Here is a 26,066-nt window from a genome sequence, read left to right as displayed (position 1 = left end):
CCCGGAGGGCCGGGACGGCGCCGCGCGCGGGCGGATGTGGAGGAATCGCCGCGAGGCCGGGCGCGGCGGCGGCCCGGCGCGGTTGGCAACAGTCGTATCGTTGCCTACCGCGCGCGCAGCCCGTTTGGGCGCCCCAGCGCCCAACACGCCCCAAACCCGCAGTTCGCTGCTGGTTGGAGAGGAGGAAAGAAGGTCTACCCCTGAACCTCGGCCGGGGCGCCGGGGAGGCGCAGGCGGAAGGTGCTGCCGGCGTCCGGGGCGGACACCACCTCGATGGCGCCGCCCAGCAGCTCGGCCAGCCGCCGCGCGATCGGCAGCCCCAGCCCCGTGCCCGCGGCGTCGCCGCTGCCGAGCTGCACGAAGTCTTCCCAGATGCGCGGCAGGTCCTCGGCCGCGATGCCGCCGCCGTGGTCGGTGACGGCGACCGAGACGCCGCCGCCCTCCTCCGCAGCGCAGCGCACCTCGATGGGGAGCCCCTGGCCGAACTTGATGGCATTGGACAGAAGGTTCATCAGGATCTGCCGGATGCGCAGCCCGTCGCCCACCACCGGGCCGGGGCGCCCCTCCAGCTCCAGCGACAGCGTGCTCCCGTGGTCGGCGGCCATGGGGGTGAGCTCCACGGCCACGCTCCGCACCAGCTCGGCCACGTCCACCTCGTCGTGGCGCGCGTCCATCCGCCCGGCCTCGAGCTTGGACAGGTCCAGCAGGTCGTTGATGAGGTCCAGCAGGTGCCTGGCCGACGACTGCGAGCGCTCGACCGCCTCGCGCTGGGCCGCGGTGAGCGGGTCGTACATCCCGCCCAGCAGCAGGTCGTTGTACAGCATGACCGTGCTGACCGGGGTGCGCAGCTCGTGGCTGGCCATGGCGTAGAAGCGGTCGCGCGCGCGCATGGCGGCCTCGCGCTCGCGCTCGGCGCGCACGCGGTCGGTGATGTCGTACCCCACGCCGATGAGCGCGGGGCGCCCGCCCAGGTCGGTGCGGGTGCCGTGCACGTCCAGGTAGATGATCTCGCCGTCGGGGCGCACGCCGCGCAGCGTGTAGCGGATGGTGGGGATCTCGCCGGCCAGGCGCATGCGGATGTTCTCGGCCATCCGCGGGTAGTCGTCGGGGTGGATGATGCGCTCCAGCGCCCCCGGCTGCTGCAGCTCGGCCTGCCCGCGCCCGAAGATCTCGGCCGTCTTGGGGTTCACGTAGAGGAAACGGCCGTCCTGGTAGCAGTAGATGGCCATGATCGACTGCTCGACCAGCGCGCGGTACCACCCCTCGGCCTCGCGCACGCCCTGTTCGCCGCGCACGCGCACGGTCTCGGCGCGGCGGCGCTCCACCTCGCAGGCGGCCACGGCGGCCAGGTCGGCCAGCGCGCGCAGCTCGGCGTCGCCCCAGTCGTGCGTCTCGGTATCGGCCACGCAGAAGCTGCCCACCACCTGCCCGCCCGCCGTGGCCACCGGATAGCCGGCGTACGCGCGCACGCCGAAGACGGTGACCATGGGGTTGTCGCGGAGCCGCGCGTCGGCGCTGGTGTCGCCGGCGATGAGCGGGGCGCCGCCGGCCACCACGTGCGCGCAGATGGAGTGCGAGAGCGGGGTTTCGCGCACGCCGGCCAGCTCCGCGGGGAGCCCGGCGGCGCTCTTGAAGTACTGGCGGCGGTCGTCGACGAGGGAAAGGAGCGCGGTGGGCGCGCCCAGCAGGTGCGCGGCCAGGCGGGTGAGGCGGTCGAAGATCTCCTCGGGACCCGAGTCGGGCAGGCCGGTGTCGGCGAGCGCGGCCAGGCGCGCGGGGTCGCGGAGGACGTCGGCGGGGTCGGTCACCGTCACGGCGGCGCGGGCAGGTGGGGATGCTGGCGCGGGGGCGGCATTCGAAGGCCGCGCGCCGGAGGGGCCCGGCCGTGTCGGGCCCGGTGTCGCCAACATGCGCGCAAATCGCGCCTGCGCGCAAGGGTCGCGCGTGGACGCTCCGGAGCGGGCAAATCGAAGTGCGGAAGTGCGGAAGTGCGGAAGTGCGGAAGTGCGGAAGTGCGGAAGTGCGGAAGTGCGGAAGTGCGGAAGTGCGGAAGTGCGGAAGTGCGGAGTCTGCGAAGATCCAACGCACTCACGCACTCACGCACTTTCCTCCGCTGGCCCGCTAGCGCGCGGCGGGAACCTGGTGCGGGAGCGATTCCGGCATGTCGGCGACCACGTAGGCCATCACGGCCATGGCGGCCACGCACCTGGCCATCTCCTGCGGGTCCAGCTTGTCGAGGGTGTCGGCGCTGCTGTGGTGGTACCAGAAGTAGCGCGTGCCGTCCACGTCCAGCCCCAGGCCGGGCACGCCCAGCGCGATCATCGGCCCCACGTCGGCCTCGCCCTCGCCCGGGTCCATCTTCGTGGCGCCGATCGGCTCCAGCAGGCGGGCGATCTGGCGCAGGGTCGCCAGCGCCGCGTCGGAGCCCTGGAAGCGGAAGCCGTTGGGGCGGAAGACGCCGTTGTCGCTCTCGATGGCCAGCATGTGCCGGTCCAGCTGCCCCCGGTGCTGGTCGCGGTACCCCTGCCCGCCGCGGGTGCCGTTCTCCTCGTTGGTCCAGAGCACGACGCGCACGGTCCGCCGCGGGCGCAGCCCCAGCCGGTGCATCAGCCGCACCGCCTCCCACGCGGCCACGCTCCCGCCGCCGTCGTCCATCGCCCCCGTCCCCACGTCCCACGAATCCAGGTGGCCGCTGATGACCACGACCTCGTCGGGGCGCTCGCTCCCCACGATTTCCGCCACGACGTTGCGCGAGGGCGCGTCGGGGAGCGTCCGCGCGCCCATCGTCAGGTGCACGCGGATGCGCTCGCCGCGCGCCTGCATGCGGTGCAGCATCATCGCGTCCTCCACGCTGACGGCCGCGCCGGGGATGCGGGCGACGGTGCTGTCGGGGTAGCGCATGGACCCGGTGTGCGGGTTCTGCATGGAGAAGGAGGATACGGAGCGGATCAGCGCCGCCACCGCGCCCGCCTTCGCCGCCGCCAGCGCGCCCGCCGTGCGCCAGCGCACCGTCTCGCCGTAGGTGGTGAAGGGGACGTCGAAGAGGATGATCTTTCCGCGCGCCTCGGCGCCGCGCGCGGCCAGCTCCTGCTCGCTCCCCACCACGATCACGTCGGCGGTGATGCCGCCCGGCGGGGTGGCCACGCTGCCGCCCAGCCCGATCATGTGCAGCGGCACCGCGCGCGGGAGCACGAGCTCGGCGCTCTCCTCCCCGCGCACCCAGTGCGGAACCATCACTGCCTCGCCGTGCACGTTCTGCAGGCCGTCGGCGCGCATCTGCTCCATCGCCCAGTCGATGGTCGCCTCCAGGCTGGCCGAGCCGCTCAGGCGGTTGCCGAAGCGGTCGACCATCGTGGCCAGGCGGTTGTAGGCGAAGCTGTCGGCGAGCGCGGCCCCGATCAGGCGGTTGGCGGCGTCGCGGTACCGCGCGTCCAGCGGCTGCTGCGCGGCCAGATGCGGCGCCAGCGCGAGGGCGGCCAGCAGCGCCGGCGCGCCGCGGCGGAGAAGACGGTGCATGGGGCGAGAGGGTGCGGAGTTGCGGTTTCGTTTCGGTCCCCAAGTGTAGCGAATCCCCGCGCCCGGCGAAACGCCGTGGCGGCGGGGATCGGGCCCGATCCCCATCTTTTTACAACTTCCGTACTTCCGTACGCTTCGGATCACCCTCACGCGTTGCCCCACCCCGATGACCGCGCCAGATTCGCCGGAGGCGCCCACCCGCTCACCCGGATCCCCAGATCGTCATGAAGATGCTCACGCTCGCGCTCGCCGCTGCCTTCGCCGCGATCCCCCATCCCACCGCGGCGCAGCATCGCACGTCCGCCGATTCGGCCGCAGTGGCGAACACCGTCGCGCGCTTCCACGCGGCGCTGGCGACGGCGGACAGCGCTGGCGCGCTCGCGCTCCTCGCGCCCGACGTGGAGGTGCTGGAGAGCGGCGACCGTGAGACGCGCGCCGAGTACCGCGCCCACCACCTGGCCGCCGACATCGAGTTCGCGCGAGCGGTGCGCTCCGAGCGCGGCCCCACGCGCGTCCGCGTGCGCGGCGACGTGGCGTGGGCGAGCGCGACCAGCGTCACGCGCGGCCGGTTCCGCGGGCGCGACGTGAACTCCGCCGGCGCCGAGCTGATGGTGCTCATCCGCACCCCTGCCGGCTGGCGCATCGCCGCCATCCACTGGTCCTCGCACCGCCGGGAATGAGGGATAGGGATGAAGCATCGAGGTCACGGAGTCAGCGCGCTGACTCCTGCTGTTGATCCAACCGAACAGGAATGGAGATGGAGAAACCGCGACGGCCCACGCCCGAAGAGATCCGCGCCGCGGACGGGAAGACGCTGCCGGACGTGATCGCGCCGGAGCTGGACGTGCTCTTCTGCGGGATCAACCCCGGGCTGTACACGGCCGCCGTGGGGCACCACTTCGCGCGGCCGGGAAACCGCTTCTGGAAGGCGCTGCACGCGGGCGGCTTCACCCCGCGGGTGCTGAACCCGTGGGAGGAGCAGGAGCTGCTGCGCTACGGCTGCGGCATCACCAACGTCGTGGCGCGCGCCACCACCGCCGCCGCCGAGCTCACGCCCGCCGAGCTGGCCGAGGGCGGGCGGCTGCTGGAAGCGCGCGTGGCCCGGTATGCGCCGCGCTGGCTGGCCGTCCTCGGCCTCGGCGCCTACCGCACCGCCTTCGCGCGGCCCAAAGCAGCGATGGGGCCACAGGAGGAGACGGTCGGCGGGGCGGGCGTCTGGATCCTCCCCAACCCCAGCGGCCTCAACGCCAACTACCGCCCCGACGACTTCGCCCGCCTCTTCCGCGAGCTGAAGGACGCGGCCGGGAGCGGGCGGAGGGGGTGAGGTACGGACAGGTGGTCAAGTTGTGCCGGAACCATCGGAGCCTCAGCGCTTCTCGAACGCGCTGACCACTTCCTCGTCCGGTGTTCGTTCCAGGGCTCTGTCGAGCGCGGCGATCACCCAGCTGTTGAGGCTCGTATTCTCTTCGCGGGCCCGTTTCGCCACGGCGGCATGACGAGCGGGGGTGGTCCGGATCAGGAAGGTGCCCGAGTACGGACGCTCGGGTTCCGCGCCCTGCTCGCGGCAATAGCGGATATACTCGTCAACCGACCGGTGGAACTCCTCCTCCAGTTGGTTGAACGTATCCCCCTCGAACGTCACCACGTCGCGAATGCCGTCGATCCTGCCGACCAGGACGCGGTCGTCTTCGTCGATGTCGTAGCGAGCCGTGTACCCGCGGTAGTTCATTCTTCGCCTCCTTCCGGAGTAAGGCCGCACTCGGCGCAGAAGTCGCGCACGCTCCGCACTAGCGGACAGACACGATCGCGACCCAGCGCGGGCGACTCCCGACTCGCGTCCAGAAGATCGGCTATGAGCGGATGTCAAAACGCATGCTCGTTGCGAGCCGGTCCGGATCGCGGTTCTTCTCCATCGCGAACTGGCGCAGCCGCTCCTGCATCAGCTTGTTTCGCTTGAATGACAAGGCCTCGTACCAGCGTTCCAGCCCGGGCCTGGCGTCGATGGCGATATAGCGGCAACCCACCTGGAGGGCGAATTCGCGCGCCAGTGTGGCTACATCGGCTACGATCACCTCGCCAAGCCCGCGACCCTGGAATCGCCTGTCCACGCCGAGTTGCCCAAGCTTGAGGGCGCCGACTGTTTCATAACGGATGTGCACCCCGCGCTCGCGAAAGGACAGTGCCAGCCCATCCATCGCCAGCGCCGCGAAGCCGGCGAAAATCCCGTGAACATAGTAGCGGTACGTGACGGAGAGTTGCTGCTGCTGGTCAGTCCAGGCGTACCTGTACAAGAATGTGTTCTGCTCCTCATGGCCACAGTCGAAACCCGGCTCGGGTGGACCGTCGAGCCTCCGGACCACGATGTCTCCGTGCATGATTCGCTGGCTCATCGTATCCTCCCCGGCCAAAACAGGTGGCAAAGAAATGCCGGGCAGGCCGTGATCTCGACTTGCCCGGCAGAATGCGCGACTCCGCGCTTCTACTTCTTCGCTGCTGCTTCCTCTTCGAGCTTGCGCTGCTTCTTTGCCGCCTCGATCTCATGCACAAGCTGCATGATGCGCCGCCGCTCCGGCGTGTCTTCCGGCGGACGAGACATCTCCTCGAGCACTTCGCGGGTACCTTCAAACGAAAGTGGAGGCGTGCGTCTAAAGCCCATCGAGACCTCCAGTAAACAGAACGGTTCGGAATCGAAATAGAATCTCTCCAACTCTGGAGAGGCAGTCAAGTCGCTCCCACCGAAGAACTTCGCCGCCCGCACCCCATGCGCCAGCGGCGTGATTCGCGTCTCACCGGTGGCTACATCGGCGCGGTCTGCGGCTCGCGCGGCGGCGCCGTATCCGCATCTGCATGCTCGCGGGCGAGGCGCGCGACCAGGCGGCGGCGGCCGGCGCCGGAGATGAAGCCGTGCGCCGTCATCACCGGCGCGACCAGCATGTACGTCAGCCCGCCCTCCAGCGAGCCGAACCGCAGCGACAGGGCCACCGACAGCACGCCGATCCCCGCGTGCATCAGCGTTTCGCGGATGTTGTCGCGCGTCTCGTACCGCTCCAGCTCGTCGAGCCGCAGCGCGTCGCGCCTGCGCCAGGCGTGGCCGTACATCAGTGCGAAGATCAGGAACACCGCCATGTAGCCCCCGCCGAAGATCAGCATCATCGTGACCCCCTGCCGCTCGGCGGTGAAGATGGGGACCACCGTGCCGTCCGCGAGCCGCGCCAGGTTTCCCTGCCCGCCCATCATCTTCCCCACCACCAGCCCGAACACGAACTTCAGCGGATACACGAAGAAGACGATGACGAACAGGAGGATGGCGTTCAGCCACACCGTGGCCGCGTCCTCCAGCCCGTAGCGCCGGAACCAGCGGTACTGGTTCAGCCACACCATGAACAGCAGCGCGAAGCACGCGGCGAAGGTGAAGAAGCCGCGCACCGCCACCATCAGCTGATCGAAGGTGCGCGGCGGCTCCAGCGACACCACCAGCAGGGTGATGGCGAAGCCGAACACCGCGTCGGAAAGCGCCTCCAGCCGCGACACCTCGGTGCCGCGCCAGCGGAACCCGCTGTCGTCGCCGCGCACGGCGTTCTGGACCAGGTGCTGGCGAAGCATCGGCGATTCTTTCGGGGAGGGATGATGCGGGCGGGCGGGACAACAATTGTGCGGGAAGTCGAGGAAACGCAAGAAGATCGGCCGCCACGCAGGACGCCGCGCAGCTCACCGCGCGCCGAAGATGCGCAGGAGCAGGGGGACGAGCATCGGCGCCAGCACCGCCGTCGCCAGCCCCATCAGCCCGATGGCGAGGCCGCTGGTGGCGCCCTCGACCTCGCCCTCCTCCACCGCGCGCGCGGTGCCGATGCCGTGCGCCGCCGAGCCCATCGCCAGCCCCCACGCCGTGTGGCTGCGGACGCCCGCCAGGCGCAGGATGGCCGGGCCGGCCACGGCGCCGAGGACGCCGGTGGAGATCACCAGCACCGCGGTCAGCGGCGGCAGCCCGCCCAGCTTCTGCGCCACGCCCATCGCGATCGGCGTGGTCACCGAGCGCGGGGCCACGGAGAGGACCACCTGCCGCGGCGCGCCCAGCAGCAGCGCCGTCGCCGTCGCGCTCACGATTCCCACCACGCCGCCAACGAGGATGGAGACCAGCATCGCCCGGCCGCGGCGCACGATCTCGCCCACCTGCAGGTAGAGGGGGACGCCGAGCGCGACCACGGCCGGGCCCAGCCAGAAGGAGATGAGCCGCCCGCCGCGATCGTACTCGCCGAACGAGATCCCCAGTCCCCGCAACAGCAGGATCAACGCGCAGATGGCGACGAGCAGCGGGTTCAGCAGCGGATGCCGGAAGCGCGCGTACAGCCGCCGCGCCGCCTCGTACGCGGCGATGGTGATCGCGATCGCGAAGACGGACCAGCCGATGCGCTCAGCCACGCCGCTCCAGCCGCTGCTGCAGGACGCCGACCGCCAGCAGCACCGCCACCATCCCCACCACCCCCGCGGCGGCGAGCGGCAGCCACTCGCGCCGGATCAGCCCGAAGTACACCATCACCCCCACGCCGGGCGGGATGTACAGCAGCGACATGTGGCGGATCAGCAGGTGCGCCGCGGGCCGCACCCACTCGAACGGGAGCCACTTCCGCTGCAGCGAGACGGCGAGCAGCACCATCCCCACCACGCTCCCCGGCAGCGGGAGATGGAGAAGCGCCGAGACCGCGTCGCCCAGGTAGAGGAACGCCAGGAGGATGGCGATCCCCCTGGCGATTTCGAGCATCTTCGTGCGATTGATCATGACCGGCGTTTTCTCCGTGCCACCGAGCCCCCATCCTGACAGCCTCGCGCAGTTTGCGAGGCTTCCCGTAGTTGTTGCTGCGACTTCAGTCGCCGGTGAGAAAGCCAGCCCGCGAACCGTCCATTCAGCCCCTCAGGATGACGTCTGCTTTCCAGTGTCGGTTGCCGACAGCGAGCTCAGCTCGTCCGACAGGGTGCGCGACACACTGGACCAGTCGTAGCGGTCGCGGGCGACGCGGAAGAGCGCTTCCTTGTAGCGCTCGCCGGCCTCCAGCGCCAGCGGCACGTGGTGGACGATGTCGGCCACGGTGTGCGCCGGCGCGGGGTCCAGCTTCATCACCTCGGCCACCTCGGGCGGCAGCACCTCGGCCACCGAGTCGATGCTGGCCTTCATCCCGCCGAAGTAGGTGCCCAGCGGAAACGCGCCGCTGGCCAGCGCCTCCAGGAACACCAGCGGCCCCGCCTCCTTCACCACCGACGGGAAGACCGCCGCGTCGCAGCACGGGAAGAGGTGGCGCAGCTCGCGGTGCGTCAGGTAGCCGGTGAAGATCACCCGGTCCGACCGCACGTTCCGCCGTCCCGCCTCGAAGTACGCGTCCAGCTCGCCGCGCGCCTCCAGGTCTTCCACGAAGCGCGCCACCTTGGTCAGCTCGTGCCCGCCGCCCTCGCCCTCGGGGTCGCCCTCCAGCGCCCGCCCGCGGGCCACGGTCTCGGCGAACAGCGCGCGCTCGCCGTGCTCCAGCGCCCACAGCATGGCCTCCAGCGGCTCGCGCAGGGGGCCGTGGCCGACGAGCAGCAGGCGCATCTCCGGCGCGCGCTCCAGGATCAGCGGCAGCGCGGCCACCACCTCCTGCACGCCCTTGGCGGAGATCAGGCGGCCGACGTAGAGCAGGGTGCGCCCGTGCTCCCAATCCACCGTGTCGAGCTTCTCCTCCAGCCCCGCGTCGGGGGACTTCGACGCGAAGCCGCGGCCGGCGCCGAGCGCCGCCTCCAGCGCCGGGCCGGCCAGGTCGCCCCGCAGCCCGGCGAGCATGGCCGCCGTCTGCTCCGGCGTGCGGCCGCGCGGGACGCCGACCAGCGCGTCGCGCAGCTGCAGGGCCTTCGCCTCGCGGCCGGCGCGGGGCACGGGCTCGAACTGGCTGGTGTCCACCCCCAGGTGCAGGTCCACCATCTTCGCGTCCAGCCCCGGGATGCCGGCGAACACGTCGTGCACCCGCGCGCGCATCTCGTCGCCGTGCACGAAGATGCGGTCCGCAGCCGCGAACGCATCCGTCGCCAGGCGCAGGAAGCGAGCGTCGCGCTTCACCGCGTACTCCAGCGCAGAGCCGTGCGGCATGATGCTGAACGGGATCCCCTCCGCCGCGCACACCCGCTGCGCCACCACCGACATCAGCACCGCGTGGTTGGCGTGGATGGCGGTGACGCCGTTCTCGCGCACGATGCGGGTGAGCGCGCGGACGTTGGTCTCCACGTACGCCTCGATCTCGTCGTCGGGCAGGTCCACCATGGGCACCACGCGCGGGAACTCCTCGTAGCGGTCCCACACGTACACCGGCAGCGTGTCTCCCAGCACCGGCTTGTGCAGGATGCATTGCCCCGCGTATCCGGTCCCATCCGCGCGGTAAAAGGTCTCCACCGTGCCGTCGGGCGCGTAGCGGCGCGCCTCGGTGATGAAGGGGTAGCGATCGGGATGGTTCTCCTGCGCCATCAGGTGCACCGTCTCGCCGTTGCGGCACAGCGACTCGACCACCGAGCGCGTCCACAGGTTGCTTCCGGAGCCTTCGAGCAGGTACCCGTGCAGGATGCAGATCATGCGGATTCGGCGGGTGGGCGGGGGATGCGGCGTGCGCGCGTCCCCGGCTCGCAAGGACGCGGCCAAGCGGCACCGCACCGTCCCATGACGTGGCGACGGCCGCCGGGCACCCTGGCCCGGCGGCCGTCCTTTCGCCAGATGGCGAGACGCGGATCAGGCCTGCGCGCGCGGCTCGTCCCAGGGCTTCAGCACCACCTTGATGCAGCCGTCCTGCTTCTCGCGGAAGGTCTTGTACGCGTTCGGGCCCTCGTCGATCGGCAGCACGTGGGTGATGATGAACGACGGGTCGATCTCGCCCCCCTCGATGCGGCGCAGCAGCGGCTCCATGTAGCGCAGCATGTGCGTCTGGCCGGTCTTGAGGGTGAGCCCCTTGTTCATGAACGCGCCCAGCGGGATCTTGTCGCCCAGCCCCACGTACACGCCGGGCATGGAGATGGTGCCCCCCTTCCGGCAGCACATGATGGCCTCGCGCAGCACGTGCGGGCGGTCGGTCTCCTGCAGCAGCATCACCTTCACCGCGTCCATCATGCTGTCCACGCTGCCGAACGCGTGCGCCTCGGCGCCCACCGCGTCGATGCAGCGGTCGGCGCCGCGGCCGTTCGTCATCTCCTGGATCCTGTCGTAGACGTGCCCCTCGCTCATGTCGATGACGTCGGCGCGGCCGTGCTCCTGCGCCATCCTGAGCCGCTCGGGCACGCGGTCGATGGCGATCACGCGGCCGGCGCCCATCATCCACGCGCTCTGGATGGAGAACTGCCCCACCGGCCCGCATCCCCACACCGCCACCGTCTCGCCCGGCTCGATGTCGGCGTTCTCGGCCGCCATCCACCCGGTGGGAAAGACGTCGGAGAGGAAGAGCACCTGCTCGTCGGGGAGCGAGTTCTCGATCTTCAGGCAGATGACGTTGGCGTGCGGCACGCGAAGAAACTGCGCCTGCCCGCCGGGATACTCGCCGGTGAGCGCCGAGTAGCCGAACAGCCCCGCCGGCGCGTGCCCCATCAGCTTCTGGGCGATCTCGGGCTTGCGGTTGGTGGTGTCGCAGCAGCTCCACAGCCCCTTCTGGCAGAACCAGCAGCTCCCGCAGCAGATGGTGAAGGGGATGACCACGCGGTCGCCGCGCTTCAGGTTGGTGACCGCGCTCCCCACCTCCTCCACGATCCCCATGGGCTCGTGCCCCATGATGTCGCCGGGCTTCATGAAGGGAACGTAGCCGTCGTACAGGTGCAGGTCGCTCCCGCAGATCGCCGTCGAGGTGATGCGGACGATCGCGTCCGTGGGCTCCTCGATCACCGGATCGGGAACGGTCTCGCACCGAATGTCCTGCTTGCCGTGCCAGAGCAGCGCCTTCATCCAGCCACCTCCGCGCATCGTCTTCCGGGTTCACACCGTGCCGGCGGAACTGCCCGCGCGACTGCTCCCGCACGCCTTCCGCCCGCCTGTCTCCGAATCACCTCGTGGTTCGGGGGAGATGGGCCGTCCGGCGCATCTCCCCCGCTTCCGAGCGCTACGAGCGCGTGGCGCTCATCCGCTGCCCGGCCAGGATGTCGAGCGCCGTGACGCCCACCACCGCGCCGATGGCGATGGCCAGGTTGCGGCGGTTGCTGTCCTCGTCGCGCATGGCCGCGCCCAGCGAAGCCAGGTCCACCGCGTCGCCGGCCACGCGCCCCCACAGGAACGGGGCGATGCGGCTTCCCATCAGGATCGACGCGCCCGTGGCGACCTCGCGCAGCCCGTAGGCGCGCACGAGCTTCGCGTGGTCCTCCACCCCCAGCCAGCGGGTGAGCGGGCCGGTGGCGGCGAGCTCGGCCAGCCCCAGCCCGATGCTGAACCAGCCCAGCCCCACCGACAGGCGCTTGGCCCAAACGGGCGTGGCCAGCTCGGGCACCTCGTTGCGGATGCGGTTGACCTCGGTGCGCGGGCGGCCCATGGCGGCGGGCGCGCTGTAGCGCGGGGTTTCCGTCATCGTCGCGTCCATCGTCACCTCCTCGGCGGATCGGTTTACCGTCCAACCCGGGATCCTGCGGCCGGATTTCGGGGCGAACCCCTCTCGCATCCCCCATGCCGCCGGTTCGACAAACCCGTCGCAGCCTATGCGGAAGGAAAATGCGACTGAAGTCGCGGCTACAACTGCACACTGTCCGCCTTCGCGGACATCCCGCGGGGCCCATGGCGGTGCGCCACCGCGCCACCGGCCAGCGGATGCCGGATTCGCGACACGGAGCATGGGATACGTCGCGGATGAAGTCCGCGAAGGCGGACTGCGTGCCTTTGTAGCCGCGACTTCAGTCGCATTTTCGGGGGGGGGGATCTGTATCTCTCGACGAAACGAGCCCCAGCCCGGAAACCAGGGCTGGGGCTCTCGACGTCCGTCCCGCCGTGGCCGTTCAGCCGAGGCGGCGGAGGGCGAGGGTGAGGGTCGATTCGCCGACCTGGGCCTCGCCGCTGTAGTCGGCGTGGTCCATCTCCGCGGTCAGCTCGCGCGCCAGCGTCTGCTCCATGATGAAGTCGCGGTGCGCGTCCACCGCGCGGGCCACCGTCTCGTCCGCGCCCACGATGCCCAGCGCGATGCGCTCCTCCACGCGGAAGCCGGCGTCCTTGCGCATCACCTGAACCTGGCGGATCAGGTCGCGCACCATCCCCTCCTCCACCAGCCAGGGCGGCAGCTCGGTGTCCAGCGCCACCGTCATCGTCTCCCCCGACGCCACGAGAACCCCCTCGCGCGGCTGCGTCTTGCGCTGGAAGACCCGGTGCGGCAGCGGCTCGTGCCAGCCGGGAAGGGCCACGGGCTGCTCCCGGTCGTACATCTCCACCGCCGCAAGCATGTCGTCGGGGCGCATCTCGGCCAGCAGCGCCTTCAGCTCCTTCACCGCCCCCTTCAGCGTCGGCCCGGCCACGCCGAAGTCCAGGGTCAGGAACGGCACCTCCAGCTCCTCCTGGCTGCGGAGCGGCACCACCTCCTTCACGTTCACCTGGTCGGCAATCACCTCGCGCATCCGCTCCACCGCGCCCAGGTCGTCGCCGCTCGCGACCACGTCCATGCGCAGCAGCGGCTGGCGCACCTTCAGCCCGTGCTCGTTGCGCAGCCGGAGCGCCAGGGCGATGGCCTCGCGGGCGACGGCGGTGTCCTTCAGCACGATCTCCGCGCCTTCGTGCACCGGGAAGTCCTTGGGCCACCCCGCGAGATGGACCGACTCCACGTCGGCGACCGACGCGTCGTAGCGCCGCACCACCTTCTGCCAGAGCGCGTCGGTCACGAAGGGGATGACGGGCGCCATGGTCTGCAGCGCCACCCGCAGCGCGCGCAGCAGGCACCAGTACGCGGTGCGCTTGTCCGCGCTGTCCTCGCCGCGCCAGAAGCGGCGCCGGTTCACGCGGATGTACCAGTTCGACAGGTCGTCGATATACAGCTCGAACTCGCGCACCACGGACGGCGTGTCGAACGAGTCGTACGCCGTCGCCACCGCGCGCTTGTAGGCGTTGGTGCGCGCCAGCAGCCAGTGGTCCACCGTCGTCAGCCGCTCGAAGTCGGGGCGGAAGCCGGCCAGGTCCGGCTTGTCGAGCGCCGCGTAGGTGTTGAAGAAGACGAAGGCGTTCCACAGCCCCAGCAGCTGCCGCCGCACCTCGTCGCCCAGGTTGTAGCCGAAGCGCACGCTGCTCCCCACGTTGGCGCGGGCGAACAGGTAGCGCATCACGTCCACCCCCATCTCCTCGGCCGCGTCCTCGAAGGCGATCATGTAGCCCGTCTTCGAGAACTTGCGCCGGTCCTCGCTCACCACCGACTCGTACGACAGCACGCGGTCGTACGGCGCGCGGTCGAGGAGGGTGACGCTCATGTACAGCATGGAGTAGAACCACAGGCGCACCTGCTCGCGCATCTCCGTGATCCACTCCGCCGGATAGAACTTCTGGAAGCGCTCGCGGTCGTCGAAGTACCCCAGGGTGGAGAAGGGGACGATCCCCGCGTCCAGCCACACGTCGCCCACCTCCGTCACCCGCGAGACGGGCTGCGAGCAGCGGGGGCAGGAGATGCGGATCTCGTCCACCCACGGCCGGTGCAGCGAGGGGAGGTCGGCGTCCGGGTTCACCGCCCGCTCCAGCAGCTCCGCCTTGGAGCCGATCACCGTCACCTCCCCGCATTCGGCGCAGGGATAGAAGGGGAGCGGCATCCCGTAGAAGCGCTTCCGGGAGATGTTCCAGTCGCCCATGTTGGTCAGCCAGTCGGCCATGCGCTTGCCCACGTGCTCGGGCTCCCAGCGCACGGCCTCGGCGGCGGCCAGCATCCGCGGACGCACCGAGTCGGAGCGGATGAACCACTCCTCGCTGAGGCGGAACACCGTCTCCGTCTTGCACCGCCAGCAGACCGGATAGCTGTGCGTGTGCGGCTCGGCCTTGAACAGCTTCCCCGCCTCACTCAGCGCGTCCACGATCGGCTGGGCCGCCTCGGCGGTGCTCATCCCCGTCAGCCAGGCGAACCCGTCCACGTAGCGGCCGGACTCGTCGATGGGAAGGATGGTGGGCAGCCCCTCCGTCTTCCCCAGCTCGAAGTCCTCCGCGCCGCACCCGGGCGCGATGTGCACGATCCCCGTCCCCTCGTGCGGGTCCACGTCGCTCCACGCGACGACACGGTGGGGGACGCCGCGCTGGGCGTCGGTGTCGGGGAAGAAGGTCTCGTACTCCAGCCCGACCAGCTCCGCGCCGGGAAAGGTGCGCAGGATGTGCACGTCCTTCGCGCGGACGAAGGGCAGCGCCTCCTCGCCCACCACCAGCACCTCGTCGCTCCCGCCCGCGTGCACCTCGCAGTAGATGGAGGCCGGATTGACGGCGAGGGCGACGTTGGCGGGAAGGGTCCACGGCGTGGTGGTCCAAACCAGCGCGCGGCGGCCGTCCTGCAGCGTGGCCTTGGCGAAGATGGCGGTGTGCGTCAGCTCGCGGTGGCTGCCGGCGGCCTCGTGCTCGCTCAGGCTGGTGCCGCAGCGCGGGCACCAGGTCAGCGGCATGCGCATCCGGTGGATCCAGCCGTTCTCGTGGCAGGTCCGCAGGAAGTGCCAGATCCCCTGGATGTTGGTGTCGGTGTTGGTGAAGTACGAGTTGCTCCAGTCCATCCACTGCCCCAGACGGATGGACTGCCGGGCCTGGATGCCGGCGTACTTGGCCACGCGCTCCTTGCAGCGCCGCACGAACTCGGCGATGCCGTACGCCTCGATGTCGCGCTTGCTGGCGAAGCCCAGCTCCTTCTCCACCTCCACCTCCACCCACAGCCCCTGCGCGTCGAAGCCGTTCTGCCAGTTGCAGACGAAGCCCTGCAGCGCCTTGTAGCGGAGGAAAACGTCCTTCAGCGTGCGCCCCCAGGCGTGGTGCACGCCCATGGGGTTGTTGGCGGTGATGGGGCCGTCCAGGAAGCGGAACACCGGCCCGTGGGCGTTCTTCTCGCGCAGCTGGTCGAAGCACCCGCGCTCCTCCCAGTGGGCGAGAACGCCGTGCTCCAGCGCCACCATGTCGGGCGCGGTCTCCAGCTCTGCGTCCAGCTTCTTCGTCTCGGTCATTCTCTATCCCGGCGCGCTCTCCGCCCGCGCCTCCACAGGGCGGCAAGCGGTTGATTTTCCAATGGGGTGGAACCCGTGATGTTAGCCGTTCCTCATCCTGTTCGCCACCTCGGGCACAGCGGGATCTCACGCGGAGGCGCGGAGACGCGGAGGAGGCTGGGCGTGCACCTCCGCGTCTCCGCGGCTCCGCGTGAGATCTGCCAAGGTCTGGAGACGCAGATGAAGATCGCCTTCGCGTCAACCCCCGCCGCGGCTCGCGGAGATGATGCTTGACGGAAATGGGCGTCGCGAGCACTCTGGACGCATCTTCCTCCATCTTCCCACAGCGCATTCACCGATGACTGCCGACTCCCTCACCGGGCAGCTGCTGGACACCTGGCGCATCCACAACCGCATCAACCTCTACCTGCTCGACGCCATCGCGGGCGACGCGCTGGCCGACGTCGGTGCGACGAAGGGGCGCGGCGTGGGGAAGACGTTCGCGCACGTGCACAACGTGCGGCTGATGTGGCTGAAGTCCGCCGCGCCCGAGCTGCTGGAAGGATTGGAGAAGCTGGGAGATGCCGATGCCGCGCCGGACCGGGCGATGCTGCGCGCCGCGCTCCAGGCGTCCGCATCCGCCATCGAGACGCTGCTGGCGCGGGGATTGGAGGCGGAGAAGATCAAGGGATTCAAGCCGCACCCGGCCGCGTTCCTGGGCTACCTGATCTCCCACGAATCCCACCACCGCGGCCAGATCATGCTCGCGCTGAAGGCGAACGGGCACCTGCCCGACAGGAAGGTGCAGTACGGGATGTGGGAGTGGGGCGTGCGGTGAGGCCGGCATGACGGGTTGCCACGCGGGGCAGCCAGGCACCCTCGTCTTGTCAATTATCCTTTTCGGACTTAATATGCCCGCGCCCCGCTCCTGCCGTACCCCACCGCGCGGCGATCCTGTCCTGTTTCAAGGTGCAAGACACATGAAGAAGCTCAGCCTGTCGGTCGAGAGCCTGGTGGTGGAGTCGTTCACAACCGCGAACGGGCCGAAAGGGGCCGGTACGATCATCGGCCACATCGGTTACACCGGGCGCTGTGACACCGTGAACGCGACGTGCGACGGAGGAAACACCTGCGGAAACGCCACCTGCGGGGGCGTGCTGGAGCAGACCTGCGTCGAAAGCTGCCAGTCGTGCGACGTCTATCACTGCGGCACGCTGGACGGCTACGACTGCACGTACTTCCTCAACTGCATGTCGGACAACGGGCAGTGCCCCACCGGTGCCTCACCGGACGGATGCTGAACGCCCGGCTCACGGCCCCCTGACACGATTCACGCGTGAGCTCGCGCGGCGCCGGCAGGTTGCGGCGCCGCGCGCATTTCCGGTATGGCCCACGCCGTGATCGGCCCACGAAACATTCCCGGCCAAGACTCCACTTGCTATGAGCCAGGTTCACCGTCACGTTCCACCGTTCCGCCGGATTTCGCGCACTGAACGATAAAGGATCAGGATGAACCGCATCGGGCGCAGGGTGGCCATCGTGGAGGGGTGCCGGACGCCGTTCGCCCGGAGCGGCACCGACTTCAAGGACATGACCTCCACCGAGCTGGGGAAGATCGCCGTCCGCGAGCTGATCGCCCGGGCCGAGCTGGACGTGAACGAGATCGACCACGTGATCTTCGGCACGGTGGTGCAGTCGGTGAAGGAGCCCAACATCGCCCGCGAGGTCACGCTGGGCGCCGGGATCCCGCCGTCCGTCCCGTCGTTCACCGTGGGCCGGGCGTGCGCGTCGAGCAACCAGGCCATCACCAGCGGCGCCGAGCAGATCGCGCTGGGGCTGGCCGACGTGGTGATCGCCGGCGGCTCCGAGAGCCTCACCGATATCCCCATCCTCTTCTCGCCCGAGATGCGCAACGCCCTCGTCCGCGCCTCCAAGGCGCGCAGCCTGGGCGAGCGGCTGAAGGCGTTCGCCACCATCCGCCCGAAGAGCCTGATCCCCGTCACCCCCGCCATCGCCGAGCCCACCACCGGGCTGACGATGGGCGAATCGGCGGAGAAGATGGCGCAGGAGAACGGCATCTCCCGCGAGGAGCAGGACAAATGGGCGCTGCGCTCGCACCAGCTTGCCGCCGCGGCCACCGCCGACGGGCGGCTGACGGCGGAGATCGCCGCGGCGTACATCCCCCCGAAGTACGAGAAGGTGGTCACCAGCGACAACGGCATCCGCTCCGACACCTCGCTGGAGAAGCTGGCCTCGCTGAAGCCCGTCTTCGACCGCAGGTACGGCACGGTCACCGCCGGCAACGCCAGCCCGCTGACCGACGGCGGGAGCGCGGTGCTGCTCATGAGCGAGGAGAAGGCGAAGGCGCTGGGATACAAGCCGCTGGGCTACATCCGCAGCTACGCCTACGCCTCGCTCTCGCCCGCCGACCAGCTGCTGCAGGGGCCGGTGTACGCCTGCCCGGTCGCGCTCGACCGCGCGGGGCTGACGATGCAGGACATCGACCTGATGGAGGTGCACGAGGCGTTCGCCGCGCAGGTGCTCTCCAACTTCCAGTGGTTCACCAGCGACAAGATCGCGAAGGAGCGGCTGGGGCGGGACAGGGCGGTGGGGCTGCCGGACGAGGACCGCATCAACGTGATGGGCGGCTCCATCGCCATCGGCCACCCCTTCGGCGCCACCGGCGGGCGCATCACCATCACCCTGCTGAACGAGCTGCGCCGCCGCGGCAAGCAGTTCGGCCTCATCTCCGTCTGCGCGGCCGGGGCGATGGGGTTCGTGATGGTGGTGGAGACTGAGTAGGGGACAGGGGACAGGGACGGAAGAAGGGCTCCCGGCGCGGAATGCGTCGGGAGCCCTTTCTTCTCTGCGTCTCCATGCCTCGCTGGATCTCACGCGGAGACGCGGAGTCGCGGAGGTGCATGGGCCACGACTCCGCGACTCCGCGGCTCCGCGTGAGTTCAGCGGTGCGGAGGATCCGCGAGGATGCCGGATGAATTTGGCGGGCGGTCGAGCGGTCCGGCGAGCCAGACGCGCGCGCCCTCCATCCCCTCCAGCGACTCGGGGAGATGGGGGACGGGGAGATGCTTCCCATCCCCCGTCACCAGCGCCCACCCGCCGCCTTCCCGCGCCAGGACGCCGTCGGTCGCCGCGACGCCGCCCGATGCGCGGACCGCGAAGCGATCGACGCGGAACACGCCGGGCCGCACGGTCGCGCCCCATACGGCGACCTCCAGCCCCGCCATCCGGTCCAGCAGCGGCCGCTCGCCCTCCAGCGTCACCGCACGGCGGCCGCCGTCCATCAGCAGCGCCACCGACGTCCCCGGCTCCGAGCCGACGACCTCGACCATGCCGCGAAGCGAGTCGCCCGCCGCCGCGACGAGCGCGGCGGCGGGCGGAGCCGGCGTCCCCCGCACGCACGCCATGGCGGCGAGCGCGCAGGGGACCAGGACGGCGCGGATCAGCACGCTACTGCAGGCGGGCGACCGCGAGGCGCAGGTCGGTCGGGAGCGTTCCGCCCCCGCTGGCCTCGAGCCGCAGCAGCTGCGCGGCCGTTTGCGTGCCGCTGAACTCGAAGTAGCGCGTGCCGCCGCCGCGCATGGTGGTGGACGCCAGCGGGGCGACCGAGCCGAACGACAGCGGCGTGGGCACCAGCAGGAACGGGCTGGTGTAGGTCGCGGGGAAGTCGGCGTTCAGCCCCGCGTAGATGTCGCGCGTGTTCCAGGTGGGGAGCTGGATGTCGGCGCTCGGCGCCGCCAGCCCGGGATAGTCGTCGGCGTACAGCGACAGCCCCCACCCGCCCACCAGCTGGCCGATGGACACACCGGCGCGCCCGCTCAGGTTGGTGACCCCCGAGGTGGTCGAGTTGGTGAGCGCCGTCAGGAACGCGGCGTCCGACGCACCGTACCGGTCGATGGAGTAGCGCACCAGCGACCACGAGAACGCGTAGAAGAGCGACTGCGTGTCGTTCGGCGAGGGGCCGAACGGCGAGTAGAAGCGCCCGTTCTGGCCCACCAGGTAGTTGGCCAGCGTGGAGAAGTGCCGCTGCATGATCACCGCAGGGCGGCGCGTGTTGGCGTTGCACGCGGCGGTGGTCGGACGCGCGTCGCAGTACAGGTTGATGGGGTTCGCGGCGCTGCCGTACCCCGTGTTGCCCTTCCACGCCACGTTGTCGACCGCGTTGCGCATCCACAGCTCCTCGCTGTGCCGCGCGGTGCCCTCCTCCAGCCAGCTCGCCTCGAACGCCGGGGCGTTGTTGGCCACGCGGGCCGCCATCGAGGCCACGTGCTTGCTCTCGTGGATGAAGGTGCTGCGGATGGTGCGGTACCAGTAGTCCGGCGTGCCCACGGTGCCGAAGCCCGTGCCGTTGATGGTGGGCTGGTAGGCGTAGAAGTACTCGCCGAAGTTGCTGGCGCCGAAGCTGGCGGTGGCGCCGCTGGCATCCAGCCCGGTGTAGGGGCCGCCGGCCGCGCGCGGAGCGGTAGTGGTGTCGTTGTTGGGGAACTGGTCGCAGCTCACCACGAACCCGGCCACGCCGCTGAACGAGTTGTTGATGCGGGGCGTGAACAGCGCGATCTCGATCCCGTTGTTGTCGGTCTCGGCGTCGCGGCGCAGGATGTCGCCGAAGTTGTTGCGGATGATCGGCTCCATGTCGGCGTTGAACTGGTCGCCGATCTGCTGGTAGTACGCCGCCATCGAGGCGTTGTCGGAGAAGCGCAGCCCCGCGGGGGTGGCGTCGTCCTCGTAGATGGCCAGCTTGCCGTTGAAGTACACGCGGGTGGCGTTCACCACGTAGAAGCTGCTGCAGATGGTCTGCCCCGCCGGCGGCGAGATGTTCGACACGCGGAACTGGCGCGTGGACGGCGGGTCGCCGTACACCACGTCACGGTTGAGCCGCATTCCGCGCGGCGCCCGGCCGCGGGGGAACTGCGCGCGGCCCAGCTCGTAGGCGGCGCGGTTCTTCTCCAGCAGGTCGTAGTGCCGCTCGTCGGCCACCTTCTGCCGCGCCGCCTCCATCGCGTCGTCCAGCGACAGCCGCGCGGGCGCCAGCTGCTCGGGCGCGCGCACGGCGGCCGGCGCCGCGGCCGCCGGCGCGTCGCCGTCGGCCGAGAACTGGAACGGCGCGTTCGACGAGGGCGACGCGTTCACGCTGAACACCGTCACCACGTAGCGCGCGGCCGTGCCCGTGGCCGCCAGCTCGTTGCACTGCGACTCGGACGAGCTGGTCAGGACCACCGCCTCGCCCACGCCCAGCGTGCGCTGCGCCACCTGCAGCGGGTGCGTCCGGTCGGCGCCGCGCATCCCGTTGGCCGTGACGTTCACCGCCACGTTGCCGCTGGCCGTGCAGGGCACGGTCACCTGCAGCGAGGTCGCGTCGCCGCCCGTCACCGAGGCCGCGCGCCCGCCGATGCTGACGGTGTTGCTGCCCGGCGTGGCGTTGAAGTTGATCCCCGTGAGCGTGGCCGTGGCGCCCGGCACCAGCGGCGAGGGCGACACCGAGGTCACCTGCGGCGCCGCCGACGCCAGCGTGCCCGGCTGCGTCTCGGTGGCCACGTACAGCGTGAAGCTGAAGGTGGTCACGCTGAGCGGCATGCTCAGCTGCCAGGGCTTGGAGGCCGAGACCTCGGCGGTGGCCAGGATGCCGTCGGCGCCCAGCTCGCCCTGGTCCACGCCGCCCACCGCGCCGCCGTACTGGAAGTAGTCCTGCCCGGTGCTGGTGAAGGTGCCCTGCCCCGTGGCGTTGGCCACGGTGATCTCGCCCTCGCCCGCGGTGGCGGTGGGGGCGCTGGCGAAGAACACCTGCACGCCGCTGGCGTGGCGCGTGCTCCCGTCGGCCGTGCCCAGGGCCAGCGTGGACAGGTTCTGCACCGTCATGTTGAACGAGAACACCGACGTGCCCGTGTTGTAGGCCACGCCCGACGAGGCCAGGCGCACGTAGGTGCCCTGGCCGCCCAGCACGTGCGCGCTGGCGCGGAAGCCGTTGGCCGTGGGAGTCAGCGCCAGCGGGTCGCAGGTGACCGACGCCCGGGCCACGCTGGCCGTGCAGCGCAGCGCCGCCACGGCGTTGCGGGGCAGGTCGATGGGGCGGTCGACGGGCGACGCCGGGGTGCCGGCCCGGTCGCCGCAGGCGGCCAGCAGCGGAAGCACGGCAAGCGCGGCCGCCGCGAAACGCGTGGAAATTCGTCGGTGCATGCGGGGGTCCCGTGGACAGAAACGTGTGGGCGCGCGCGGGAAGGCTCCGGCGTGCGATTGCCGACAGGCGGCGGGACAGCGATGTGGGGATGGGGGAGATCTTCCGGCGGACGTGAGGGCCGGAGCGAAGGAAAATACACGACTTCGGGAAGATCACAACCTCCCGCCCGTCACAGATGTTCCCGAGCGAGACCAGAAGGCCAATGCATTTGCACCGCCGGACGGGTTCGCGCCGGAGAAGCGGAGCGACGGAGGCTTCCCGCGTCTCCCCGCCTCGCTGGATCTCCCGCGGAGACGCGGAGGAGCGGAGGTGCCGGGGCAGCATCTCCGCGTCTCCGCGGCTCCGCGTGAGACCTGCGGGGCGGCGGTGGCGCGCGGATCGCTACATCGACGACAGTCACGGCCGGGGTGCTAGGGGCGATCAGAAATCGAGGAGGAGCATGGCGCGGGATGCGTGGGAGTATCGCGGGCGCTGGGCGCTGGTGACCGGCGCGTCGTCCGGCATCGGCAAGGCGTTCGCGCGCGAGCTGGCGCGGCGCGGGATGCACGTGGCGCTGGCCGCGCGCCGCGAGGACCGCCTGCGCGCGCTGGCGGACGAGCTCGCGTCCGCGCACCGCATTCGCACGCTGGTGCTCCCCGCCGACCTGGGCGAGCCCGGTGCCGCGGGCGAGCTCTGGCGCCAGGCGGCGGAGGGGCGAGACATCCACCTGCTGGTGAACAACGCCGGCTTCGGGCTGAAGGGCGCCTTCCACGAGCTGCCGCTGGAGCGCCAGTCGGAGATGGTACGCGTGAACTGCATCGCCCCCATGGAGCTGGCGCACCACGCGCTGAACCGGATGCGCGGCCGCGGCGGAGGGATCGTCAACGTCGCGTCCGTCGCTGGCGCGCAGCCCATCCCCCTGATCGCCACCTACGCCGCGTCCAAGGCGTTCCTCATCTCCCTCTCCGAAGCCCTCGCCATCGAGTCGCGCGAGGCCGGCGTCCGCGTGGTGACGGTGAACCCGGGCCCGGTGAAGACCGGCTTCCAGGCCGTCGCCGGGACCGAGGTGCGCGACCGGGCGCCTGGCATCCGCACCCCGGAACAAATTGTGGACGCCGCGCTCCACGCGCTGGAGACCGGGCGGATGACCGTCACCCCCGGCCTCGTCAACCGCCTTGCCGTCGCCGCCGTCCGCGTGGCCCCGCGCGGCCTCGCCATCCGCGCCGCGAAGGCGGTGATGCGGCGCCTGCGGTGAACGCGGTTCCGGTGGCGGTGCGGGGGCGATCGGAGCTGGGCTCGCTTTCAGATGTTCCCCATCCACCGGACCCATCCGATCCCCCGCCGCGGCGCTGGCGCGCGGCGGGGGACGGTTTTATATTGGCCGAAATTCAGCCGCACTCCGCCTGCCCGCATCACCCTCCCACAGAGACCGTCCGCCATGCCCGCCTGGGATTCGAACGCCTATCTCCGCCGCCTCCACCGCGCTACGCTCCGCGCCGTGCTCCTCTGCCTGGCGGCCGTGCCGGCCTGGCTCCTGCTCGGCGCCTGGCTCGGCGACCACGACGTCTGGATCGTCGGCGGGGTCATCGCCGGCATCTTCGTGCTGTACGCCGCGTGGCACCTGCCGGCGCTGCTGGACCCGCGCCGCCACGCCAGCTTCCGCGCCCTGGCCGCATACGGCGACCCCGAGCAGGTGGCGCAGGCGCTGGCGGTGGAGATCGCGCGCGGCGGGCAGACCGTGCTGGGCGTGACGGTGGGCAGGGAGTGGATGCTGATCCCGTCGTTCGCGCGGCTGGACGCCGTGCGCCCCGCGGACGTGATGTGGACGTACCCCAAGGTCACCACCACGCGCTACTACGGCGTGATCCCCGTGAACCGGCGGCACGACGCCATCATCGTCACCCGCGGCCGCCAGTACACGGTGAACGGGAAGGAGAAGACGGTGCACGAGCTGATCCGGACCGTCCACCACGCGGCGCCGTGGGCGCACGTGGGGTACACCGACCGCCTGAGCGTGCTGTTCGAGCGCCGGAACCGCGAGACCACCTTCGGCTACGTGGACTCGCGCCGCGAGCAGATGCTGGCCGGCGGCTGACGGCCCCCGCGACGAGTCGGGAAAGGTGCTTGACCGATCCCGCGGCCGCCGTTATCATCCCTCCGCGCCTTCACCGGCGCCGCGGCGAGTTCTGGCGATTGCTCCGCGTTACAAATGTGCTAAACCGCTCGGGGGGTCCCCGGCGGTCGCATCCGCCGGGGACCCCTTTTGACATTCCACAGATCCGGCCCGCGGCGGTTGCGCGGGCGGTGCGGGCGCTTTGAACAGCGACAGCTTGGCGGGCCCGCGCCGGCAACGGATCACCGCCTAAAGCGTCGTCCGGGTCCCCCTCGCCCTTCGCGACGGGGGACCCTTTCTTCGTTCCGGCACCGGCCGGACGCCAACACCCGAGCCCCGAAACGAGAGACCATGAGCACCGTCCTCGACCCCACGCGCGCCCCGGCCACCGTGGCGTACACGTTCACCAGCGAGTCGGTCAGCGAAGGCCACCCCGACAAGGTGTGCGACACCATCGCCGACTCGATCCTCGACGCGCACCTGGCCGCCGACCCGGCCAGCCGGGTGGCCTGCGAGGTGCTGTGCAAGGAGAACAACGTGGTGCTCGCGGGCGAGATCACCTCGAACCACGGCGTGAACTACGACGAGCTGGTGCGCGAGGTGGTGCGCGAGATCGGGTACGTGGACGCCGACCAGGTGTTCCGCCCCGACAACCTGAACGTGCACATCTTCCTCTCGCGCCAGGCGGCCGAGATCGCGCAGGGGGTGGACGCCGACACCAGCCTGTCGGGCGAGCAGGGCGCGGGCGACCAGGGGATCATGTTCGGCTACGCGACCGACGAGACGCCGGAGCTGATGCCGCTGCCGATCCTCCTCGCCCACCGGCTGGCGCGCTCGCTGGCCACGCACCGCAAGAACGGCGCGGTCGGCTGGCTGCGGCCGGACAGCAAGACGCAGGTCTCGGTGCGCTACGAGAACGGCGCGCCGGTGGCGGTGACCGACGTGCTGGTGAGCACGCAGCACTCGGCCGACGCCGACCGCGAGGCCATCCGCCAGTTCGTGGCGCTGAACGTGGTTCCCGAGGCGCTGGGGCAGTGGTACCACGACGACATCGCGCTGATGGTGAACCCCACCGGCAGCTTCGTGCAGGGCGGCCCCAGCGCCGACGCCGGCGTGACCGGGCGCAAGATCATCGTGGACAGCTACGGCGGGATGGGGCGCCACGGCGGCGGCGCGTTCAGCGGCAAGGACCCCAGCAAGGTGGACCGCTCGGGCGCGTACTTCTGCCGCTTCGTGGCGCGGCAGGTGGTGAAGGCGGGGCTGGCCAGGCGCGCCGAGGTGCAGGTGGCGTACGCGATCGGCGTGGCGCAGCCGGTGTCGGTGAAGGTGGACACCTTCGGCACGGGCGACGAGCGCGCGGCGGCCGAGTACGTGCGCCAGAACTTCGACTTCCGCCCGGGCGCCATCGTGGAGCGGCTGAACCTGCTCCGCCCGATCTACCGCCTGACCACGAACTACGGCCACTTCGGCAAGCCGGAGCTGCCCTGGGAGGAGTAGGACCGGGCGATCATCGATCCGCCTGGCTTCAGCAGTTCACCCGGCCCTCTCCGAACGAGAGGGCCGGGTATTTTCTATCTGAATGGAGCTTGGGATTCAGGACTTCACCGCGACCTCTTCATCTCCGCGTCTCCCAACGATGATTTCAACGATGTAGCGGCCGGCACCGGCTTAGTAGACCCGGTAATTCCCGCGGCTGAGAAAGATCCCGTGCCCCGTGCGGTTGCTGCACGTCAGCCCCGCGATCTGCGACAGGCAGGTGAACGGGCCGGCGCGCCAGCTCTGCCCGTACTGCAGCGCGGGTCCCTGTCCCAGCACGGTGTCGCCGTGGCACACCCAGTACGGGCGGCCGGACGCGCTCATCCCCAGCGCGTCGCCGTAGTCCAGGTCGCAGCTGCGCGGGTGCGATGGGCCGCGCCAGTTCTTCTCGCCGATGTCGCACCTCAGCTCCCACGTGCCCGAGTTGTCGTCCGCCGCGCAGCCGATGTTGCCGGTGGGCGTGTGGAACGCGCGGTAGCTGGCGTGCGGCGGCGTGGACCGCGCGAGCGGCGCGGCCAGCGTCAGGACGATGGCGATCAGTGGGCGGATCATGGTGCGGCTCCGGAGGCGGGGTGATGAAGTCGAACGGCTAGATTCTAATCTCCATCCACGGAAATC

At 70.6% G+C, this 26,066-nt stretch carries 23 protein-coding genes; 8 read left to right on the top strand and 15 right to left on the bottom strand.

Features of this window, described 5'->3' with window-relative positions; genetic code table 11:
* Positions 1-194: 194 nt before the first annotated feature.
* Both VLK66_RS13585 and VLK66_RS13580 read right to left on the bottom strand, forming a co-directional pair.
* Positions 195-1,814 carry a GAF domain-containing sensor histidine kinase gene (locus tag VLK66_RS13585; RefSeq protein WP_325309971.1) on the bottom strand — a complete coding sequence of 540 codons (1,620 nt, stop codon included), beginning with the start codon at positions 1,812-1,814 and terminating at the stop codon, positions 195-197.
* Between the two features lie 307 nt (positions 1,815-2,121).
* Positions 2,122-3,516 (bottom strand): M28 family metallopeptidase, encoded by a 1,395-nt coding sequence (locus tag VLK66_RS13580; protein ID WP_325309970.1) that lies wholly within the window; start codon positions 3,514-3,516, stop codon positions 2,122-2,124.
* Between the two features lie 224 nt (positions 3,517-3,740).
* On the opposite strand from VLK66_RS13580, the gene VLK66_RS13575 reads away from it, so the two are divergent.
* Both VLK66_RS13575 and mug read left to right on the top strand, forming a co-directional pair.
* The gene (locus tag VLK66_RS13575; protein WP_325309969.1) at positions 3,741-4,196 is read left to right on the top strand and encodes a nuclear transport factor 2 family protein; all 456 of its coding nucleotides are present in this window, start codon (positions 3,741-3,743) and stop codon (positions 4,194-4,196) included.
* Positions 4,197-4,273: 77 nt separating this feature from the next.
* Positions 4,274-4,840, top strand: a complete 567-nt coding sequence (gene mug / locus VLK66_RS13570) for a G/U mismatch-specific DNA glycosylase (RefSeq protein ID WP_325309968.1) — start codon at positions 4,274-4,276, stop codon at positions 4,838-4,840.
* 42 nt (positions 4,841-4,882) lie between these two features.
* On the opposite strand, the gene VLK66_RS13565 is transcribed toward mug, so the two are convergent.
* The 10 genes from VLK66_RS13565 to ileS form a co-directional block, all read right to left on the bottom strand.
* Positions 4,883-5,245: a type II toxin-antitoxin system HicB family antitoxin gene (locus tag VLK66_RS13565; RefSeq protein WP_325309967.1), complete on the bottom strand. Its 363-nt coding sequence runs from the start codon at positions 5,243-5,245 to the stop codon at positions 4,883-4,885.
* 121 nt (positions 5,246-5,366) lie between these two features.
* Positions 5,367-5,906, bottom strand: coding sequence for a GNAT family N-acetyltransferase (locus tag VLK66_RS13560; RefSeq protein WP_325309966.1), 540 nt, complete (start codon positions 5,904-5,906; stop codon positions 5,367-5,369).
* Between the two features lie 89 nt (positions 5,907-5,995).
* Positions 5,996-6,274 carry a hypothetical protein gene (locus tag VLK66_RS13555; RefSeq protein ID WP_325309965.1) on the bottom strand — a complete coding sequence of 93 codons (279 nt, stop codon included), beginning with the start codon at positions 6,272-6,274 and terminating at the stop codon, positions 5,996-5,998.
* A gap of 38 nt (positions 6,275-6,312) precedes the next feature.
* A complete protein-coding gene (locus VLK66_RS13550) occupies positions 6,313-7,119 on the bottom strand; it encodes a TMEM175 family protein (protein ID WP_325309964.1) in 807 nt (268 codons plus the stop codon).
* A 105-nt stretch (positions 7,120-7,224) separates the two neighbouring features.
* On the bottom strand, positions 7,225-7,935 hold the full coding sequence (locus VLK66_RS13545; protein ID WP_325309963.1) for an LrgB family protein: 711 nt from the start codon (positions 7,933-7,935) through the stop codon (positions 7,225-7,227).
* Positions 7,928-8,293: a CidA/LrgA family protein gene (locus VLK66_RS13540; RefSeq protein WP_325309962.1), complete on the bottom strand. Its 366-nt coding sequence runs from the start codon at positions 8,291-8,293 to the stop codon at positions 7,928-7,930. Before VLK66_RS13540 ends, VLK66_RS13545 begins: the two co-directional genes overlap by 8 nt.
* Before the next feature lie 132 nt (positions 8,294-8,425).
* On the bottom strand, positions 8,426-10,105 hold the full coding sequence (locus tag VLK66_RS13535; protein ID WP_325309961.1) for a glycosyltransferase family 4 protein: 1,680 nt from the start codon (positions 10,103-10,105) through the stop codon (positions 8,426-8,428).
* 153 nt (positions 10,106-10,258) lie between these two features.
* Positions 10,259-11,455, bottom strand: coding sequence for a zinc-dependent alcohol dehydrogenase (locus VLK66_RS13530; protein WP_325309960.1), 1,197 nt, complete (start codon positions 11,453-11,455; stop codon positions 10,259-10,261).
* Positions 11,456-11,609: 154 nt separating this feature from the next.
* Positions 11,610-12,080: a hypothetical protein gene (locus VLK66_RS13525; protein ID WP_325309959.1), complete on the bottom strand. Its 471-nt coding sequence runs from the start codon at positions 12,078-12,080 to the stop codon at positions 11,610-11,612.
* Between the two features lie 409 nt (positions 12,081-12,489).
* Positions 12,490-15,648, bottom strand: a complete 3,159-nt coding sequence (gene ileS, locus VLK66_RS13520; protein ID WP_325309958.1) for an isoleucine--tRNA ligase — start codon at positions 15,646-15,648, stop codon at positions 12,490-12,492.
* Positions 15,649-15,985: 337 nt separating this feature from the next.
* Between ileS and VLK66_RS13515 the strand changes: the two genes are divergently transcribed.
* The 3 genes from VLK66_RS13515 (at position 15,986) to fadI (ending at position 18,429) form a co-directional block, all read left to right on the top strand.
* Positions 15,986-16,465: a DinB family protein gene (locus VLK66_RS13515; protein ID WP_325309957.1), complete on the top strand. Its 480-nt coding sequence runs from the start codon at positions 15,986-15,988 to the stop codon at positions 16,463-16,465.
* Positions 16,466-16,607: 142 nt separating this feature from the next.
* Entirely contained in the window at positions 16,608-16,928 is a 321-nt protein-coding gene (locus tag VLK66_RS13510) for a hypothetical protein (protein WP_325309956.1), read from the top strand.
* A 208-nt stretch (positions 16,929-17,136) separates the two neighbouring features.
* Entirely contained in the window at positions 17,137-18,429 is a 1,293-nt protein-coding gene (gene fadI / locus VLK66_RS13505; protein ID WP_325309955.1) for an acetyl-CoA C-acyltransferase FadI, read from the top strand.
* Between the two features lie 158 nt (positions 18,430-18,587).
* On the opposite strand, the gene VLK66_RS13500 is transcribed toward fadI, so the two are convergent.
* Positions 18,588-19,094, bottom strand: coding sequence for a hypothetical protein (locus VLK66_RS13500; RefSeq protein WP_325309954.1), 507 nt, complete (start codon positions 19,092-19,094; stop codon positions 18,588-18,590).
* Position 19,095: 1 nt separating this feature from the next.
* A complete protein-coding gene (locus VLK66_RS13495; RefSeq protein ID WP_325309953.1) occupies positions 19,096-21,819 on the bottom strand; it encodes an IPT/TIG domain-containing protein in 2,724 nt (907 codons plus the stop codon).
* A 440-nt stretch (positions 21,820-22,259) separates the two neighbouring features.
* On the opposite strand from VLK66_RS13495, the gene VLK66_RS13490 reads away from it, so the two are divergent.
* The 3 genes from VLK66_RS13490 (at position 22,260) to metK (ending at position 25,409) form a co-directional block, all read left to right on the top strand.
* Positions 22,260-23,054 carry an SDR family oxidoreductase gene (locus tag VLK66_RS13490; protein WP_325309952.1) on the top strand — a complete coding sequence of 265 codons (795 nt, stop codon included), beginning with the start codon at positions 22,260-22,262 and terminating at the stop codon, positions 23,052-23,054.
* Between the two features lie 183 nt (positions 23,055-23,237).
* Positions 23,238-23,894 (top strand): DUF6709 family protein, encoded by a 657-nt coding sequence (locus VLK66_RS13485; protein ID WP_325309951.1) that lies wholly within the window; start codon positions 23,238-23,240, stop codon positions 23,892-23,894.
* Between the two features lie 369 nt (positions 23,895-24,263).
* Entirely contained in the window at positions 24,264-25,409 is a 1,146-nt protein-coding gene (gene metK, locus VLK66_RS13480; RefSeq protein ID WP_325309950.1) for a methionine adenosyltransferase, read from the top strand.
* A gap of 171 nt (positions 25,410-25,580) precedes the next feature.
* Here metK and VLK66_RS13475 read toward each other — a convergent pair whose 3' ends face one another.
* A complete protein-coding gene (locus VLK66_RS13475; RefSeq protein ID WP_325309949.1) occupies positions 25,581-26,000 on the bottom strand; it encodes a DUF6636 domain-containing protein in 420 nt (139 codons plus the stop codon).
* Between the last annotated feature and the right edge of the window lie 66 nt (positions 26,001-26,066).

It is taken from the genome of Longimicrobium sp., assembly GCF_035474595.1.
Lineage (GTDB): Bacteria > Gemmatimonadota > Gemmatimonadetes > Longimicrobiales > Longimicrobiaceae > Longimicrobium.
This window is presented reverse-complemented; position numbering and strand designations above follow the sequence as displayed.